The 14802-nt window shown below is 54.2% G+C and carries 16 protein-coding genes; 11 read left to right on the plus strand and 5 right to left on the minus strand.

Annotated features, from left to right (window positions below; all coding sequences use genetic code 11):
- The first annotated feature begins 1 nt into the window (after position 1).
- The 4 genes from ybcJ to K8W53_RS16305 all read left to right on the plus strand — a co-directional run bounded on the left by ybcJ (position 2) and on the right by K8W53_RS16305 (position 2138).
- Positions 2-214: a ribosome-associated protein YbcJ gene (gene ybcJ / locus K8W53_RS16290; RefSeq protein ID WP_000190281.1), complete on the plus strand. Its 213-nt coding sequence runs from the start codon at positions 2-4 to the stop codon at positions 212-214.
- Between the two features lie 127 nt (positions 215-341).
- Positions 342-887: a metal-dependent hydrolase gene (locus tag K8W53_RS16295; RefSeq protein ID WP_001143507.1), complete on the plus strand. Its 546-nt coding sequence runs from the start codon at positions 342-344 to the stop codon at positions 885-887.
- Complete coding sequence (locus tag K8W53_RS16300) at positions 880-1317, plus strand: STM0539 family protein (RefSeq protein ID WP_001038581.1); 438 nt, start codon at positions 880-882, stop codon at positions 1315-1317. Before K8W53_RS16295 ends, K8W53_RS16300 begins: the two co-directional genes overlap by 8 nt.
- Positions 1314-2138 carry a DUF2145 domain-containing protein gene (locus K8W53_RS16305; RefSeq protein ID WP_000819114.1) on the plus strand — a complete coding sequence of 275 codons (825 nt, stop codon included), beginning with the start codon at positions 1314-1316 and terminating at the stop codon, positions 2136-2138. The genes K8W53_RS16300 and K8W53_RS16305 overlap by 4 nt, the downstream gene beginning before the upstream one ends.
- A 43-nt stretch (positions 2139-2181) precedes the next feature.
- On the opposite strand, the gene cysS is transcribed toward K8W53_RS16305, so the two are convergent.
- Positions 2182-3567 (minus strand): cysteine--tRNA ligase, encoded by a 1386-nt coding sequence (gene cysS / locus K8W53_RS16310; RefSeq protein ID WP_000912377.1) that lies wholly within the window; start codon positions 3565-3567, stop codon positions 2182-2184.
- A gap of 172 nt (positions 3568-3739) precedes the next feature.
- Here cysS and ppiB point away from each other — a divergent pair, with 172 nt between their 5' ends.
- The 4 genes from ppiB to purK all read left to right on the plus strand — a co-directional run bounded on the left by ppiB (position 3740) and on the right by purK (position 6650).
- Complete coding sequence (ppiB, locus tag K8W53_RS16315) at positions 3740-4234, plus strand: peptidylprolyl isomerase B (protein ID WP_000255991.1); 495 nt, start codon at positions 3740-3742, stop codon at positions 4232-4234.
- 2 nt (positions 4235-4236) lie between these two features.
- On the plus strand, positions 4237-4959 hold the full coding sequence (lpxH, locus tag K8W53_RS16320; RefSeq protein WP_023225016.1) for a UDP-2,3-diacylglucosamine diphosphatase: 723 nt from the start codon (positions 4237-4239) through the stop codon (positions 4957-4959).
- 117 nt (positions 4960-5076) lie between these two features.
- A complete protein-coding gene (purE, locus tag K8W53_RS16325) occupies positions 5077-5586 on the plus strand; it encodes a 5-(carboxyamino)imidazole ribonucleotide mutase (RefSeq protein ID WP_000098736.1) in 510 nt (169 codons plus the stop codon).
- Complete coding sequence (gene purK / locus K8W53_RS16330; RefSeq protein WP_000815599.1) at positions 5583-6650, plus strand: 5-(carboxyamino)imidazole ribonucleotide synthase; 1068 nt, start codon at positions 5583-5585, stop codon at positions 6648-6650. Before purE ends, purK begins: the two co-directional genes overlap by 4 nt.
- 40 nt (positions 6651-6690) lie before the next feature.
- On the opposite strand, the gene K8W53_RS16335 is transcribed toward purK, so the two are convergent.
- The 4 genes from K8W53_RS16335 to K8W53_RS16350 are packed head-to-tail and all read right to left on the minus strand — an operon-like array spanning position 6691 to position 11342.
- Positions 6691-7584: a carbamate kinase gene (locus K8W53_RS16335; protein ID WP_000855339.1), complete on the minus strand. Its 894-nt coding sequence runs from the start codon at positions 7582-7584 to the stop codon at positions 6691-6693.
- A gap of 3 nt (positions 7585-7587) precedes the next feature.
- A complete protein-coding gene (locus K8W53_RS16340) occupies positions 7588-8397 on the minus strand; it encodes a DUF2877 domain-containing protein (protein WP_000821192.1) in 810 nt (269 codons plus the stop codon).
- 11 nt (positions 8398-8408) lie between these two features.
- On the minus strand, positions 8409-9668 hold the full coding sequence (locus tag K8W53_RS16345; RefSeq protein ID WP_000495330.1) for a DUF1116 domain-containing protein: 1260 nt from the start codon (positions 9666-9668) through the stop codon (positions 8409-8411).
- A 9-nt stretch (positions 9669-9677) separates the two neighbouring features.
- A complete protein-coding gene (locus K8W53_RS16350) occupies positions 9678-11342 on the minus strand; it encodes an acyl-CoA synthetase FdrA (RefSeq protein ID WP_023224347.1) in 1665 nt (554 codons plus the stop codon).
- A 315-nt stretch (positions 11343-11657) separates the two neighbouring features.
- Here K8W53_RS16350 and allD point away from each other — a divergent pair, with 315 nt between their 5' ends.
- The 3 genes from allD to allE are packed head-to-tail and all read left to right on the plus strand — an operon-like array spanning position 11658 to position 14760.
- Positions 11658-12707: an ureidoglycolate dehydrogenase AllD gene (gene allD, locus K8W53_RS16355; RefSeq protein WP_000703936.1), complete on the plus strand. Its 1050-nt coding sequence runs from the start codon at positions 11658-11660 to the stop codon at positions 12705-12707.
- Positions 12708-12728: 21 nt separating this feature from the next.
- Positions 12729-13964 (plus strand): allantoate deiminase, encoded by a 1236-nt coding sequence (allC, locus tag K8W53_RS16360; protein ID WP_000589759.1) that lies wholly within the window; start codon positions 12729-12731, stop codon positions 13962-13964.
- Between the two features lie 10 nt (positions 13965-13974).
- Entirely contained in the window at positions 13975-14760 is a 786-nt protein-coding gene (gene allE / locus K8W53_RS16365; RefSeq protein ID WP_052939319.1) for a (S)-ureidoglycine aminohydrolase, read from the plus strand.
- The last annotated feature ends 42 nt before the right edge of the window (positions 14761-14802 follow it).

Here is a 14802-nt window from a genome sequence, read left to right on the forward strand (position 1 = left end):
CATGGCGACATTCTCTTTAGGCAAGCACCCGCACGTCGAGCTGTGCGATCTGCTCAAGCTGGAAGGCTGGAGCGAAAGCGGCGCGCAGGCGAAAATCGCCATTGCCGACGGGTTGGTGAAGGTTGATGGCGTGGTTGAAACGCGTAAACGCTGCAAAATTGTCGCCGGGCAAACTGTTAGCTTTGAAGGCCAAAGTGTGAACGTCGTGGCCTAATACAGAGTGCCGGATAGCGACGCAAAGCGTCTTATCCGGCCTGATTACGCTGTCTTTTCAGATAATCATCCACTTAATCCTCTGCGTTCCAACTGATAGCATGGCTATTTCCCTGTGAACCATCGCTATGCCTACCGTTATCACCCACGCCGCCGTTCCCCTGTGTTTTGGCGCAGGCTTAGGCCTGAAAGTTATCCCTCCTCGCCTGCTGTTTGCCGGTGTTGTGCTGGCGATGCTCCCCGATGCCGACGTGCTGGCCTTTAAATTTGGCGTCGCCTACGGCAACGTTTTCGGCCATCGCGGATTTACCCACTCTTTACTTTTCGCATTCGTCCTCCCCCTGTTGTGCGTACTCGCGGGACGACGATGGTTTCGAGCGGGGCAGGTGCGCTGCTGGCTGTTTTTAACCGTTTCATTGTTGTCGCACAGCCTGCTGGATTCGATCACCACGGGTGGTAAAGGCGTCGGATGGCTGTGGCCGTGGTCGGATGAACGTTTTTTTGCGCCCTGGCAGGTGATTAAAGTCGCGCCGTTTGCGCTTTCAAGCTACATCACGCCGTATGGACACCAGGTCATTCTCTCAGAATTGCTGTGGGTGTGGTTGCCGGGAAGTATTTTAGTGTTATTTCTATGGGTACTTAAAACGCATATTAAAAGGAATCAATATGAATAAAATGACATTCGCCGCCGCGGTCGTCTGTTTCTCATTTTCCCACGCCAGCTATAGCGAAGAAATGTCTGCCACTGGATGGTATGCGGCATCGTCTGCGGTTGTCAGCGTGGGCAGTTCCGCACTGGTTAGCGGAATTATACTCTCCCCCGTACTGCTGCCGCTCAACCTGAGCATTGGATCTGTTGTCGAAAATAAAAAGCAAAAAACCGCGCTGTTAACCACTAAGTCCCCCGATAACAAAGACATTAAAATGCAAGTTCCGCTAAATGTCGTCAAAGAAGGCAACCTCAAAGCAGGTGATAAAGTCACTCTGGAAAAAACGCAGGAAGGCACCGGCGCTTATTTGAAAAAAGAGGGCAAAGTCCTTGCCCATATGGTAAATCAGGACGACGCAGGACTTTCCAGCAACCAGACGGTACCGGCCAAATGAAGCGGTTCGCGTTTGCCCTGTGGCTCAGCGCAATCTCGCTCAACGCTTATGCAGACAGTGCTAACTGTCACCAAAAAGCAAACACGCCGGAGAGCATCGCAGCGACAATGGATCAGGCGTTACAACTCAAACAGCAGCTTAACAGTCAACCCGATCCGGTCGTCATTCTGGTTCGCCAGGGGCAAGATATGTCGAGCCGACATTTAACCTGGTCACATGCTGGCTATGCCATGCGCCAGCCAAACGGAGACTGGCGGGTTTACCATAATCTGAATACTTGCGGAACCGCTGAATCAGCGCTCTATATACAAGGTCTGTATGAGTTTCTGGCTGATGACCTGGTGAATCAGAGCATTGCCGTTTTGCGCCCGCGTTCAGATATCGCGACGGCATTACAAACGCTCTTACATAGCGCTATCAAACTCAATCTCTTCCACAGTCCCCGCTATAACCTGATTGCGTGGCCTTTTTCCGGCCCTTATCAGAATTCGAATGGCTGGCTTCTCGAAGTGTTTGCGCGAGCAAACGATGCGCAGGTTTGGTCACGTAATGATGCCCGCCGCTGGTTGCAGCTTCAGGGTTATCAACCCTCTATCGTTAGTGCTGGCACTTTTGAACGATTAGGCGCAAAACTGTTCACCCCTAACGTTTTCACCGACGATCAGCCAGCAGAATTGCTGCGAAAAGGAAATGTGGGGCTAAACAGCGGCGACAGCGTCATCCGCTTTATTGCCCATTACAGCCGGGCAATACCCGGGTGTGAACATCAGAATCTGGGGGAGTCGGTGTGTGTTTATCTTTCGCCCGGTGCGAAAAAATAAAAAACAGGCCGTTCTATGCAAATAGAGCGGCCTGTAAAAGCGCTTACTTACGCCGCCAGGTGGTGCCCTGCGGGCCATCTTCCAGAATAATACCCATTTCAGTGAGACGATCGCGCGCCGCGTCCGCCGCCGCCCAGTCTTTCGCTTTACGGGCATCCAGACGCTGTTGAATCAAGGCTTCAATTTCCGCAACTTCACCGTCATCCGCCTGCGCGCCGCTTTGCAGGAAAACATCCGGCTCCTGCTCCAGCAGTCCCAGCACGCCGGAAATCTTCCGCAGATGAGACGCCATCGCATTCGCGGCGGTCATATCCTCGCCCTTCAGACGGTTGACTTCACGCGCCATATCAAACAGGACGGAGTAGGCTTCCGGCGTGTTGAAATCGTCATTCATCGCCTCCACGAAACGCGCTTCAAACGCCTCGCCGCCCGCCGGGGCCGCTGATTTATCCGTTCCACGCAATGCAGTGTATAGCCGCTCCAGCGAGGCGCGCGCCTGCTTGAGGTTCTCTTCGCTGTAGTTCAGTTGGCTACGGTAATGCCCGGACATCAGGAAGTAGCGCACGGTTTCCGCATCGTAGTATTTCAGCACGTCGCGCACGGTAAAGAAGTTGCCCAGCGATTTGGACATCTTCTCGCGATCCACCATCACCATACCGGAGTGCATCCAGTAGTTGACGTATTCGCCGTCATGCGCGCAGGTAGACTGGGCAATCTCGTTTTCATGGTGCGGGAACATCAGATCGGAACCGCCGCCGTGAATATCAAAATGGTTGCCCAACTGCTTGCAGTTCATCGCCGAACATTCAATGTGCCAGCCCGGACGCCCTTCGCCCCACGGCGACGGCCAGCTCGGCTCGCCCTCTTTCGACATTTTCCACAGCACGAAGTCCATCGGGTTACGCTTCACGTCAACGACATCTACGCGCGCGCCCGCCTGAAGCTGCTCAAGATCCTGACGGGAAAGCTGCCCATAAGTCGGATCGGTCGGTACATCGAACATCACATCGCCGTTATCCGCCACATAGGCGTGTCCTTTCTCGATTAAGGTGCGGGTGAGCTCGATAATTTCCTGAATATGGTGCGTCGCACGCGGCTCGCTGTCCGGACGCAGAATATTCAGCGCGTCGAAGTCCTGATGCATTTCCGCAATCATTCTGTCGACCAGCGCGACAAAACTTTCGCCATTTTCATTGGCGCGTTTAATAATTTTATCGTCGATATCGGTAATGTTACGCACATACTTCAGCTTATAACCGAGAAAACGCAAATAGCGCGCGACAACGTCAAAAGCGACAAACGTGCGTCCGTGGCCAATGTGGCAGAGATCGTAAACGGTGATACCACACACGTACATGCCGACTTCCCCGGCATGAATGGGTTTGAATTCCTCTTTTTGGCGCGTCAGTGTATTAAAAATTTTTAACATCGAAGATTCCGTATAGACGTGTGTGGGTAATAATCTCCGTATGATACATATTATTCGTAATCGAAGCAGCACACTTTGCAAGGTGATCGCAGCTTACGGTTATGCTATAACAAGCCCCTATATGTGCCCCATTGCGGGCTAAAGCACCACTCTCTTGGAACAGGATGCAAAAATGGTTACTTTCCACACTAATCACGGCGATATCGTAATCAAAACCTTTGATGATAAAGCGCCTGAAACAGTTAAAAACTTCCTGGACTACTGCCGCGAAGGTTTTTACAACAACACCATTTTCCACCGTGTGATTAACGGTTTTATGATTCAGGGCGGCGGCTTTGAGCCGGGCATGAAACAGAAAGCCACCAAAGAGGCGATCAAAAACGAAGCCAACAATGGTCTGAAAAATACCCGTGGTACGCTGGCAATGGCGCGTACTCAGGCGCCACACTCGGCTACCGCGCAATTCTTCATCAACGTGGCAGACAACGACTTCCTGAACTTCTCCGGCGAAAGTCTGCAGGGCTGGGGCTACTGCGTCTTTGCGGAAGTCGTAGAAGGTATGGACGTGGTAGATAAAATCAAAGGCGTCGCCACTGGCCGTAGCGGTATGCACCAGGACGTACCAAAAGAAGACGTCATCATTGAAAACGTGACCGTCAGCGAGTAATCGTGGCGACACTGTTTATTGCAGACTTGCATCTGCAAACGGAAGAACCGGCGATCGTCGCCGGTTTTCTGCGTTTTTTAGCCGTAGAAGCCCGTCAGGCCGACGCGCTGTATATTCTTGGCGATCTCTTCGAAGCCTGGATTGGCGACGACGACCCCAACCCGCTACATCGTGAAATGGCCGTTGCCATTAAATCGCTGGTTGATTCCGGCGTCCCCTGCTTCTTTATTCACGGTAACCGTGATTTCCTGATTGGCAAACGCTTTGCCCGCGAAAGCGGCATGATTCTACTGCCGCAGGAAAAAGTGCTCGACCTGTATGGCCGCCATGTGTTGATTATGCACGGCGATACGCTCTGTACCGATGATGCCGGTTATCAGGCGTTTCGCGCCAAAGTCCATAATCCGTGGGTTCAACGGCTGTTCCTTACCCTGCCGCTGTTTATCCGCCGCCGTATCGCCGCCAGAATGCGCGCCGGCAGTAAAGCCGCCAATAGCAGCAAATCGCTGGATATTATGGACGTCAATGCGCAGACCGTCGTCGCCGAAATGGAAAAACACCGCGTACAGTGGCTGGTTCACGGTCACACCCACCGCCCGGCAGTGCATGAACTTTCCGTCAACGACCAGCCCGCGTTCCGCGTGGTGTTAGGCGCATGGCATCATGAAGGTTCAATGGTAAAAGTCACGCCGGATAACGTGGAGTTAATCGCCTTCCCCCTGTAAATGTTCGTCGAATCGTCCGTTACGGCGTACACGCAACCGTTTTCCTTGCCTGATTATCATGCTATTCTCTGACACCTCAAAAGCAGCGTGTCCCGCACCACAGGAGTTTTAAGACGCATGTCTTCCCGCAATAATCCGGCGCGTGTCGCCATCGTGATGGGGTCCAAAAGCGACTGGGCTACCATGCAATTCGCCGCCGAAATTTTTGAAATTCTGGATGTCCCGCACCATGTAGAAGTGGTTTCCGCCCATCGCACCCCCGATAAACTGTTCAGCTTCGCCGAAACGGCGGAAGAGAACGGATATCAAGTGATTATTGCCGGCGCGGGCGGCGCGGCGCACCTGCCGGGAATGATTGCGGCAAAAACGCTGGTCCCGGTACTCGGCGTGCCGGTACAAAGCGCTGCGCTAAGCGGCGTGGATAGCCTTTACTCCATTGTGCAGATGCCGCGCGGCATTCCGGTGGGTACACTGGCGATCGGTAAAGCCGGTGCGGCTAATGCCGCCCTGCTCGCCGCGCAGATTCTGGCGCAACACGACGCGGAACTGCATCAGCGCATCGCCGACTGGCGCAAAGCGCAAACCGATGAAGTTCTGGAAAATCCCGATCCGCGGGGGACGCTATGAAGCAAGTTTGCGTTCTCGGCAACGGACAACTGGGCCGAATGCTGCGCCAGGCGGGCGAACCGCTGGGTATCGCCGTCTGGCCGGTTGGTCTGGATGCAGAGCCTACCGCCGTGCCGGTACAGCAGAGCGTCATTACCGCAGAGATTGAGCGCTGGCCGGAAACCGCGCTTACCCGCGAGCTGGCGCGCCACCCGGCATTCGTCAATCGCGATGTATTTCCGATCATCGCCGACCGTCTGACACAAAAACAGCTTTTCGATAAACTGGGACTCGCGACCGCGCCGTGGCAGCTGCTGACCAGCGCCGACGAGTGGTCCGGCATCTTTGACCGTCTGGGCGAACTGGCGATTATTAAGCGTCGCGTTGGCGGCTACGACGGTCGCGGGCAGTGGCGTCTACGCGCGGACGAAACCGGGCAACTGCCGGATGACTGCTATGGCGAATGTATTGTTGAGCGCGGTATCCATTTTTCCGGCGAAGTGTCGTTAGTCGGCGCGCGCGCTCATGACGGCAGTACCGTGTTTTACCCGCTAACGCACAATTTGCATCAGGACGGCATCTTGCGGACCAGCGTCGCGTTCCCACAGGCGAACGCCGAACAGCAGGCGCAGGCGGAATCGATGCTGTCAGCAATTATGCAGGCGTTGAACTACGTCGGCGTAATGGCGATGGAATGTTTTATCACGCCGGAAGGCCTGCTAATAAATGAACTGGCGCCGCGCGTGCATAACAGCGGACACTGGACGCAAAATGGCGCCAGCATCAGTCAGTTTGAATTGCATTTGCGCGCGATTACCGGCCTGCCGTTGCCCGCGCCGGTGATTAACGCCCCGTCGGTGATGATCAACCTGATCGGCAGCGAGCTGAATTACGACTGGCTGAAGCTGCCGCTGGTACATCTGCACTGGTATGATAAAGCGGTACGTCCGGGGCGAAAAGTCGGCCATCTGAATCTGACCGACAGCGATACGTCACGTCTTAGCGCCACCCTGGAAGCGCTCTCTCCGCTCCTGCCGGGCGAATACGCCAGCGGCATTATCTGGGCGCAAAGTAAGCTTAAATAAACAGCGTGGGCGGCGCATTCTCTGTCGCCGCCCGTCGCGATCACAGAGAGATGCAGGTTCCCGCTCTGCCCGCCAGGGTATCGTCAATACGCGACAATGCGCCAATCCATGCCGGCTTTCCGCACCGCTTCACATACCCGCTTACCGCGGTCACCTTCGGCCCCATCGCGCCATCGGCTTTGGCAAACGGCGCCAGCTCATCGGGCGAAGCCTGACGAATAGCGCGCTGTTGTGGCGTTCCCCAATGTTCATACACCGCATCCGCATCCGTCAAAATGATCAGACCATCGGCCGCTATCTGCTCCGCCAGCAATGCCGCCGCCAGGTCTTTATCTATCACCGCCTCGACCCCTTCGCCCTCGCCGGCAACAGGTACCCCGCCACCGCCGCTGCAAATCACCACATGGCCCTCTTTTAGCAATAACTCAATAGCGGCGCTTTCGATAATCTGACGCGGCGCCGGGGAAGCGACGACACGGCGCAGATATTTTCCATCACGTTTCATATGCCAGCCATAAGTCGCTTCCAGCGCCATTTGCTCTTCTGGCGAATAAACGGGGCCAATAAACTTTTCCGGTTCAAGAAAAGCAGGATCGTCCGCCGATACCTTTATCCGCGTTAATACCGCAGTCACCGGCGGCATATCGGGTTCAAGCGCCAGACGCTGCGCCAGCATATAGCCGATCATGCCCTGACTTTCCGCTACCAGCACATCCAGCGGATAAGGCTCAACGGCTTTCCAGGCAAGGTTCTGTAAAGCCAACAGGCCGACCTGGGGGCCGTTGCCATGTACTATCGCCAGCCGATACGAGCGGGCAAGTCGCGCCAGCGCAGGCACCGCGTCGGCAATATTGCGATATTGATTCTCTGCCGTTAGCGCTTCTCCGCGCTGCAATAATGCGTTGCCGCCAAGAGCAACTACCAACGTTTTCATTCCCTATCCTTTTACTATTTGTTGTCCAAGCCAGAACCCCAGCAGCGTATCCGCGCCAGAGGTGTGCCCCAGCGCCAGCAGTCCGTCAATCGCCGTTTCTGTGCGAACATCTCGTCGCAGCGCATGAATAAAGTGGAGTAAAGGCGACGCGAAATAACCCATAGCCGCATAGCGTAAATAGCTAACGCTCACGAGCGTCGTCGCCCGATCAAGGCTGCCGGATTGGGCAAAAAAATTACGCCCGGCGCGTTCATCTATGGCGCCAAAATACCAGGCCGCCAGCAACATTCCCGTCAGCGTGTCGTCATGACTGGGCGTTAAGCCCGGCCCTTTACCCAGCCATAGCCGCCAGTCAGTCGCAGCACCTGCAAGCGCCGACTGAAAGCAGTGACAAAACTGGCGAAGTTCCGGACATAGAGGCTGAGCTGCGGCGACGGTTAACGGCCCAAACAGTCCCGTCTCCTCACTACGCTGCATGTACGTCGCGTTAAGACGCGGCGACGCAAGATAGCGTGGAACCCGCAGCGAACAGCGCCTCTCCGGCTCGCATAAAAGAAACTCGCCAATCTGAATACCGGCAGCGGTTGACTGCGGTTTTTCGCCATCGGTGAGCACATCGCGCAATGCGTCAAAATCGCCGCCGCGCAGTATCCACCCTCCCGGACTGAAGCCGCTCCCCCGACGGTGAAGCGTTAATAACTCACCGCTTTTCGCCACAAAATTAATAGAGCGACGCCATACCCCTGACATCTGCCAGGGTTGCCGATAATCCGCCGATTGTCGGCTTGCCATAAGAGGATGGATACGTTTCATGAGGCGCTCTCTTAACTTACGCCCATGCTTTCCGCCAGCGCTTCCAGCGCCTGCTCGAAACAGGCCAGCGGCGCACGGACGGTTCCCGCGCCAATCTGGCCAATCCCCGCCTCTTTATGCGCGATACCCGTGTTAATCAGCGGCGTAATTCCGGTCTCGACCACGCGGCGGATATCCAGTCCCAGACAGGCCCCCTGAAAATCCCAGCCGGGGATTTGTAGCTGCATGTTGCGTTCGAGATAAATTTCAGCCATCTCTTCAGAAACAGATTTCGCCGCTTCCATTCCCCCGGCACCGACAAAACGCGTTACGCCAGGCGCGGCAATCATCGCTGCGCCGCCAATACCAAACGTTTCAGTAATGGCGCTGTCGCCCATGTCCGGGTTGGCCTGATCCTGCGAAAAACCGGTAAAAAATAGCCCCTGCGGCGTATTAACAGGCGCGGTGAACCAACGGTCGCCCAGACCGCTAACCCGAATGCCAAACATATCGCCATTGCGGGTCATCGCCGTCACAATGCTGCCGGCGCGAATCTGCGCGCCTGCGTCCATGGCGGCTTTACAGTAGGCCATCGCCAGATTAAGGAAGAATTGATCGGTGACGCTCAGAAAATCCATTACTTCCGCTATCTGCTGCTTATCGTGTTCCAGACGGGCGATATGCGGCGCCAACGTGCGCATCAGCAATGCGGAAGAGGCGATATTGCGCTGGTGGAATTCATCTCCCATCGTAATGCCCTGCGCCATCATTGCGGTCAGGTCGAGCCCCCGCTCCAGACGTCCCAGCGCCGCGCTTAATACCGGCATCAGCACATCGCGCATCCAGCGCAAACGTTGCTGAACATCCTCGCCATAGGCGCCGAAACGCATCACTTTGCCGATCCCTTCGTTGAGATTGCAGTACGCGCGATTGCCGTCGGTGATATTTTCCACGACCAGCATCGGCATACTGGCTGAGGTAATACCGCCCATCGGCCCCACGGCGTTAACGTGATGGCAGGGAATAAAGTTGACCTTTCCCTGCTCTAACAGCGCGAGCGCGCTCATTTCATCTTTGGCCCATCCTTCAAACAGGCATGCGCCGATACAGGCGCCTTTCATCGGGCCGGTCATCTCTTGCCAGCGCATCGGCGGGCCGGCATGAAGAAGCGTTTTCCCCTGATTGAGCACGCTAATTAATGAAGAAGCTGGCTTCACATCCAGCCAGTGCGGACGTGCGCGACGAATTTGTTCGATGACTGCAGCGTTGGCTTGCGCCACTGATGTAAACATGGGAACCCCTTATTGCAAACGTTCTAACAGACGAGCCAGTTTTTTATTACCGCCAGCAACAGGCGCCCACTGGTAGTGCACCACGGGCATACCGGCAGCCTGTAAATCCAGCGCGAAGCTACGTAACCCGGCATTAATCACCGCTACCGCTTCCAGTAACCGGGGAGCTGATGGATGAGTGGAAGAGAGAGTGGGTCGAATCAGTTCCGCGGCCAACAGAGTGGCTTCGGGAAGAGAATCCACTACCGTGATGCCGGCATCTTCGAGCGCGGCGATTTGTTGCGAGCGGCACTGAGGATCGCGTTCCGTTCCGGTGACGGTTGCGATGGCGAACAGCGGCTGGTCGCCGGCGCGTGCGGCGCATGCCTTCTGCCAGGCCTGAATCAGCGATGCGGCGGGATCGGCGGTCGCGCCAAAACCAATAACGACGTCCACTAATAACACGCGTACCTGCGGCTGTGCGCCAAGTCCGGCGATAAGCTGATTACGTAACGCCGGGTCGATCATCGGATGTGGTCGCCCAACGGTATAAAAGTCATCGCCCAGATCGATAATCTGGTGGCCGTCAGCGTCAAGCATCATGCCATGGTGATGTTCCGTATCCGTCGCGACGCCCAGATAGCCGGCCAGCAGCCCCGCCGCTTCCGCCGCCAGCGTTCCGCCGGTATAGAGACCACGAATCACGCCGCCTGTTGAAACCATTTCTTTACGCTGCGACGTCACGCGAGACAATAAACATGCCAGTCGGGCGGCTTCATCCAGCGTCGAGGCAAACCAGACGTTTTCCTCACGCGCAACGGGGGAGGAAAACCCTAAGAATAGCGCTACAACGGGTTTGCCGGTGGCTTTCATCGCCGCGATAATATGCTGACGAACCGCATCGGCAGGCGGTTTGGAGACAAAGGCCAGCACCTGGCTCTTTTCATCCGCGCTGAGTATGTCCAGTGCCGTTAGCGCGCTGATCCCGCCGACCTCGGCGCTCAAATCGCGTCCGCCAAGCCCGATGGCATGGGTAATCCCTTCCCCCGCCAGCGCAATCTGTGAACAGAGCTCCTGAATACCGGTGCCGGAAGCGCCAATCACCCCGATGTTGCCCTCTGGCATGACGTTAGCGAAAGCCAGCGGCGTATTGGCGATCATAGCGGTGCCGCAATCCGGCCCCATGACCAGCAGTCCTTTATCACGCGCCCGGCGTTTTAGTCTGATTTCATCGTCCAGCGTGACATTATCGGAGAAGATCATCACGTTCAACGAACGATCCAGCGCCTGCTCTGCCAGTTCCGCCGCATATTCGCCGGCCACTGATACCAGCGCCAGATTCGCCTCTGGCAGTTTCTGACAGGCGCTTTCCCAGCGTCTGACCTGGATTAACGACTGGCTGCCGCTGCTTCCCTGCGCCAACTGCTGCAATGCTTCTTCGAGCTGTTGCACAATCACCTGCGTAATGCCGTCATCTACCGCTTCGGTACGAATCGCCACGCAAATGTCATTGGGCGTAGCGCCATGAAAATCGTCATGCCAGAAACCGGTAGTTTCCAGCAGCGACTTATTCGCAGGCGTTCCCATCATTACCGATACATCATCAACATTTTCGGACTCACTCAGCTTTCGAGAAATAATCATTAAGCTGACAGAGTCCTGAAAACACCCTTTTTTAATAAAGGCGTGGATCATAACAACTCCTTAATAATTGCACCCATTGCAATTGCACGAGCAGTGTTAATGTGCGCTTCACGGTATATATCCGGGAGTGTAAATAGAGTGATTAACGTCACATCAAATTTATTAACAAAAGAATTCAAACAACGGCTAAAGGATTAGTTATGATTTTCTAAAAAAGCTTTTTATTTAAGCAAAAAGATAAAACCCGCCTGATTATCAAATAAATTCTAATTATATTTTTTTGCCTGTCTGGATCACATAATCATTTTATTTTCCCGGTATGTTAATCGCAGTCATGCTTCACACCGTCGTTAAAAAGGAAGACAGATGAAAATCAGTCGGGAAACACTCCATCAGCTTATCGAAAATAAGCTTTATAAAGCCGGACTAAAACGTGAGCACGCCGCCATCGTCGCCGACGTACTGGTTTATGCAGATGCCAGAGGTATTCACTCACATGGCGCCGTACGCGTTGAATATTATGCCGAACGAATTTCAAAAGGCGGCACCAACCGGGAGCCGACGTTCCGCATTGAGAATACCGGTCCCTGTACGGCGATACTGCATGCCGATAATGCTGCCGGACAGGTCGCAGCCAAAATGGGAATGGAGCATGCTATTGAAATAGCCAAAAAAAATGGCGTCGCGGTTGTCGGCATTAGCAGAATGGGCCATAGCGGCGCCATCTCTTATTTCGTCCGCCAGGCTGCTCGCGAAGGCCTGATCGGTCTGTCTATCTGTCAGTCCGATCCTATGGTCGTGCCGTTTGGCGGGGCGGATATTTACTATGGCACTAATCCGCTGGCCTTTGCCGCGCCGGGCGAAGGCGATGACATCATTACCTTTGATATGGCCACCACCGTGCAGGCCTGGGGAAAAGTCCTCGATGCACGATCCCGCAATGAGTCCATTCCGGAGAGTTGGGCCGTCGATAAAAACGGCGCGCCGACACATGATCCTTTTGCCGTCAATGCGTTATTACCCGCCGCAGGCCCGAAAGGTTACGGCCTGATGATGATGATCGATATTCTGTCCGGTATTCTGCTGGGGCTGCCGTTTGGCCGCCAGGTCAGTTCGATGTATGAAGATTTACACGCCGGACGCAATTTAGGACAACTTCATCTGGTCATTAATCCGGCGTTCTTCTCTTCCTGTGAATTATTCCGCAAACATATTAGTCAGACCATGCAGGAACTCAATTCCGTGAAGCCCGCCCCCGGTTTTAAACAGGTTTATTATCCTGGACAGGATCAGGATATTAAACAGAAAAATGCCGATATGAATGGTATCGATATTGTTGATGATATTTATCAATATCTGATTTCCGATGCCCTCTATCTCAAGTCATACGAAACAAAAAATCCCTTTGCCCAATAATTATTGAAACAGGAATTTTCTATGATAAAGCATTTTCGCCACGCGATAGAAGAAACATTGCCCTGGCTCTCTTCCATTGGAGCCGATCCTACGGGTGGAATGACGCGTTTACTTTATTCGCCTGAGTGGCTGGAAACACAGCAGCAGTTTAAAAAGCGAATGGCAGAAAGCGGTCTGGAGACACGCTTTGATGACGTCGGAAATTTATATGGCCGCCTTTGCGGCACACAATTTCCGGAGCAGGTGATTTTAAGCGGTTCGCATATTGATACGGTCGTCAACGGCGGCAATCTGGACGGGCAATTCGGCGCGCTTGCCGCCTGGCTGGCGATCGACTGGCTAAAAGCGACCTACGGCGCGCCGCTGCGCACCGTCGAGGTAGTGTCAATGGCTGAGGAAGAAGGCAGCCGTTTCCCTTACGTTTTTTGGGGCAGCAAGAACATTTTTGGCCTGGCGAATCCTGAAGAGGTACGCCATATCCAGGACGCCAAAGGCACAGGCTTTGTCGACGCTATGCAGGCGTGCGGATTTACCCTTCCCGCCGCGCCGCTCGCTGCGCGAACCGATATCCGCGCCTTTGTTGAATTGCATATTGAGCAAGGCTGCGTTCTGGAGAGCAACGGACAGTCGATTGGCGTCGTCAACGCCATCGTCGGGCAACGTCGCTACACGGTGACGCTCAACGGCGAGTCCAACCATGCAGGCACAACGCCAATGGGCTATCGTCGCGATACGGTGCATGCCTTCAGTCGTATTTGCAGTCAGTCCATTGAAAAAGCCAAACAGCATGGCGATCCCCTGGTATTAACGTTCGGCAAAGTTGAGCCGCAGCCGAATACGGTCAATGTTGTCCCTGGAAAAACCACATTTACAATCGATTGCCGGCATACGGACGCCGCGGTACTTCGCGAATTTACCGAACAGTTGGAAAACGATATGCGCGCCATCTGCGATGAAATGGATATCAGCATCGATATCGATTTGTGGATGGACGAAGCGCCGGTGCCGATGAACGCCGAACTGGTCGCGGCCCTCACCAGGCTGTGTGAAACCGAACAACTGAACTATCGCATAATGCATAGCGGCGCAGGTCATGACGCGCAAATTTTCGCGCCGCGCGTCCCTACCTGTATGATTTTCGTCCCCAGCATTAATGGTATCAGCCATAACCCGGCGGAACGTACCAACATTAATGACCTTGCTGAAGGGGTCAAAACTCTGGCATTAATGCTGCATCAACTTGCCTGGCAAAAATAAGGAGCCATCAATGGGATATCTGAATAACGTCACGGGTTACCGCGATGATTTACTGGCGAACCGCGCCATTGTGAAACACGGTAACTATGCGCTCTTAACGCCGGACGGTCTGGTGAAAAATATTATTCCCGGCTTTGAAAACTGTGACGTCACCATCCTTTCGACGCCGAAGCTGGGTGCTTCTTTCGTCGATTATCTGGTCACCTTACATCAGAATGGCGGCAACCAGCAGGGCTTTGGCGGCGAGGGGATTGAAACTTTTCTCTATGTCATTACGGGAAATATTGAAGCTAAAGCAGAAGGAAAAACATTCTCTTTAACTCAGGGCGGATACCTCTATTGTCCACCGGGCGAGATGATGACCTTTAGCAACGATCAAACGGAAGACAGCCAGCTATTTTTATATAAACGCCGCTATACTCCTGTCGAGGGGCATGCCCCGTGGTTGGTTTCCGGCAATGCCAGCCAGCTGGAGCGTATTCATTATGAAGGCATGGAAGATGTTATTCTGCTGGATTTCCTGCCTAAAGAGCTGGGCTTCGATATGAATATGCATATTCTGTCGTTCGAACCGGGCGCCAGCCACGGCTATATTGAAACCCACGTCCAGGAACATGGCGCTTATATCCTTTCCGGCCAGGGGGTTTATAACCTCGACAACAACTGGGTGCCGGTGAAAAAAGGCGACTACATCTTCATGGGCGCTTATTCCCTGCAGGCCGGATACGGTGTAGGTCGTGGCGAAGCATTCAGCTACATCTACTCCAAAGACTGTAACCGCGACGTTATGCTTTAACAGCGGGCAGCCCTCCTGATTATTTTTATTTAGCTATGTTGG

This window comes from Salmonella sp. A29-2, from assembly GCF_020150755.1.
GTDB classification, from domain to species: Bacteria; Pseudomonadota; Gammaproteobacteria; order Enterobacterales; family Enterobacteriaceae; genus Salmonella; species Salmonella enterica.

What these genes read in the sequence shown, in the direction of transcription:
- K8W53_RS16305 (WP_000819114.1), top strand. Translation starts at nt 1,314, where the DNA reads ATGAAGCGGTTCGCGTTTGCCCTGTGGCTCAGCGCAATCTCGCTCAAC.
- allE (WP_052939319.1), top strand. Translation starts at nt 13,975, where the DNA reads ATGGGATATCTGAATAACGTCACGGGTTACCGCGATGATTTACTGGCG.
- K8W53_RS16345 (WP_000495330.1), bottom strand. Translation starts at nt 9,668, where the DNA reads ATGTTTACATCAGTGGCGCAAGCCAACGCTGCAGTCATCGAACAAATT.
- K8W53_RS16295 (WP_001143507.1), top strand. Translation starts at nt 342, where the DNA reads ATGCCTACCGTTATCACCCACGCCGCCGTTCCCCTGTGTTTTGGCGCA.
- ppiB (WP_000255991.1), top strand. Translation starts at nt 3,740, where the DNA reads ATGGTTACTTTCCACACTAATCACGGCGATATCGTAATCAAAACCTTT.
- K8W53_RS16350 (WP_023224347.1), bottom strand. Translation starts at nt 11,342, where the DNA reads ATGATCCACGCCTTTATTAAAAAAGGGTGTTTTCAGGACTCTGTCAGC.
- cysS (WP_000912377.1), bottom strand. Translation starts at nt 3,567, where the DNA reads ATGTTAAAAATTTTTAATACACTGACGCGCCAAAAAGAGGAATTCAAA.
- purE (WP_000098736.1), top strand. Translation starts at nt 5,077, where the DNA reads ATGTCTTCCCGCAATAATCCGGCGCGTGTCGCCATCGTGATGGGGTCC.
- K8W53_RS16340 (WP_000821192.1), bottom strand. Translation starts at nt 8,397, where the DNA reads ATGAAACGTATCCATCCTCTTATGGCAAGCCGACAATCGGCGGATTAT.
- allC (WP_000589759.1), top strand. Translation starts at nt 12,729, where the DNA reads ATGATAAAGCATTTTCGCCACGCGATAGAAGAAACATTGCCCTGGCTC.
- ybcJ (WP_000190281.1), top strand. Translation starts at nt 2, where the DNA reads ATGGCGACATTCTCTTTAGGCAAGCACCCGCACGTCGAGCTGTGCGAT.
- purK (WP_000815599.1), top strand. Translation starts at nt 5,583, where the DNA reads ATGAAGCAAGTTTGCGTTCTCGGCAACGGACAACTGGGCCGAATGCTG.
- K8W53_RS16335 (WP_000855339.1), bottom strand. Translation starts at nt 7,584, where the DNA reads ATGAAAACGTTGGTAGTTGCTCTTGGCGGCAACGCATTATTGCAGCGC.
- allD (WP_000703936.1), top strand. Translation starts at nt 11,658, where the DNA reads ATGAAAATCAGTCGGGAAACACTCCATCAGCTTATCGAAAATAAGCTT.
- K8W53_RS16300 (WP_001038581.1), top strand. Translation starts at nt 880, where the DNA reads ATGAATAAAATGACATTCGCCGCCGCGGTCGTCTGTTTCTCATTTTCC.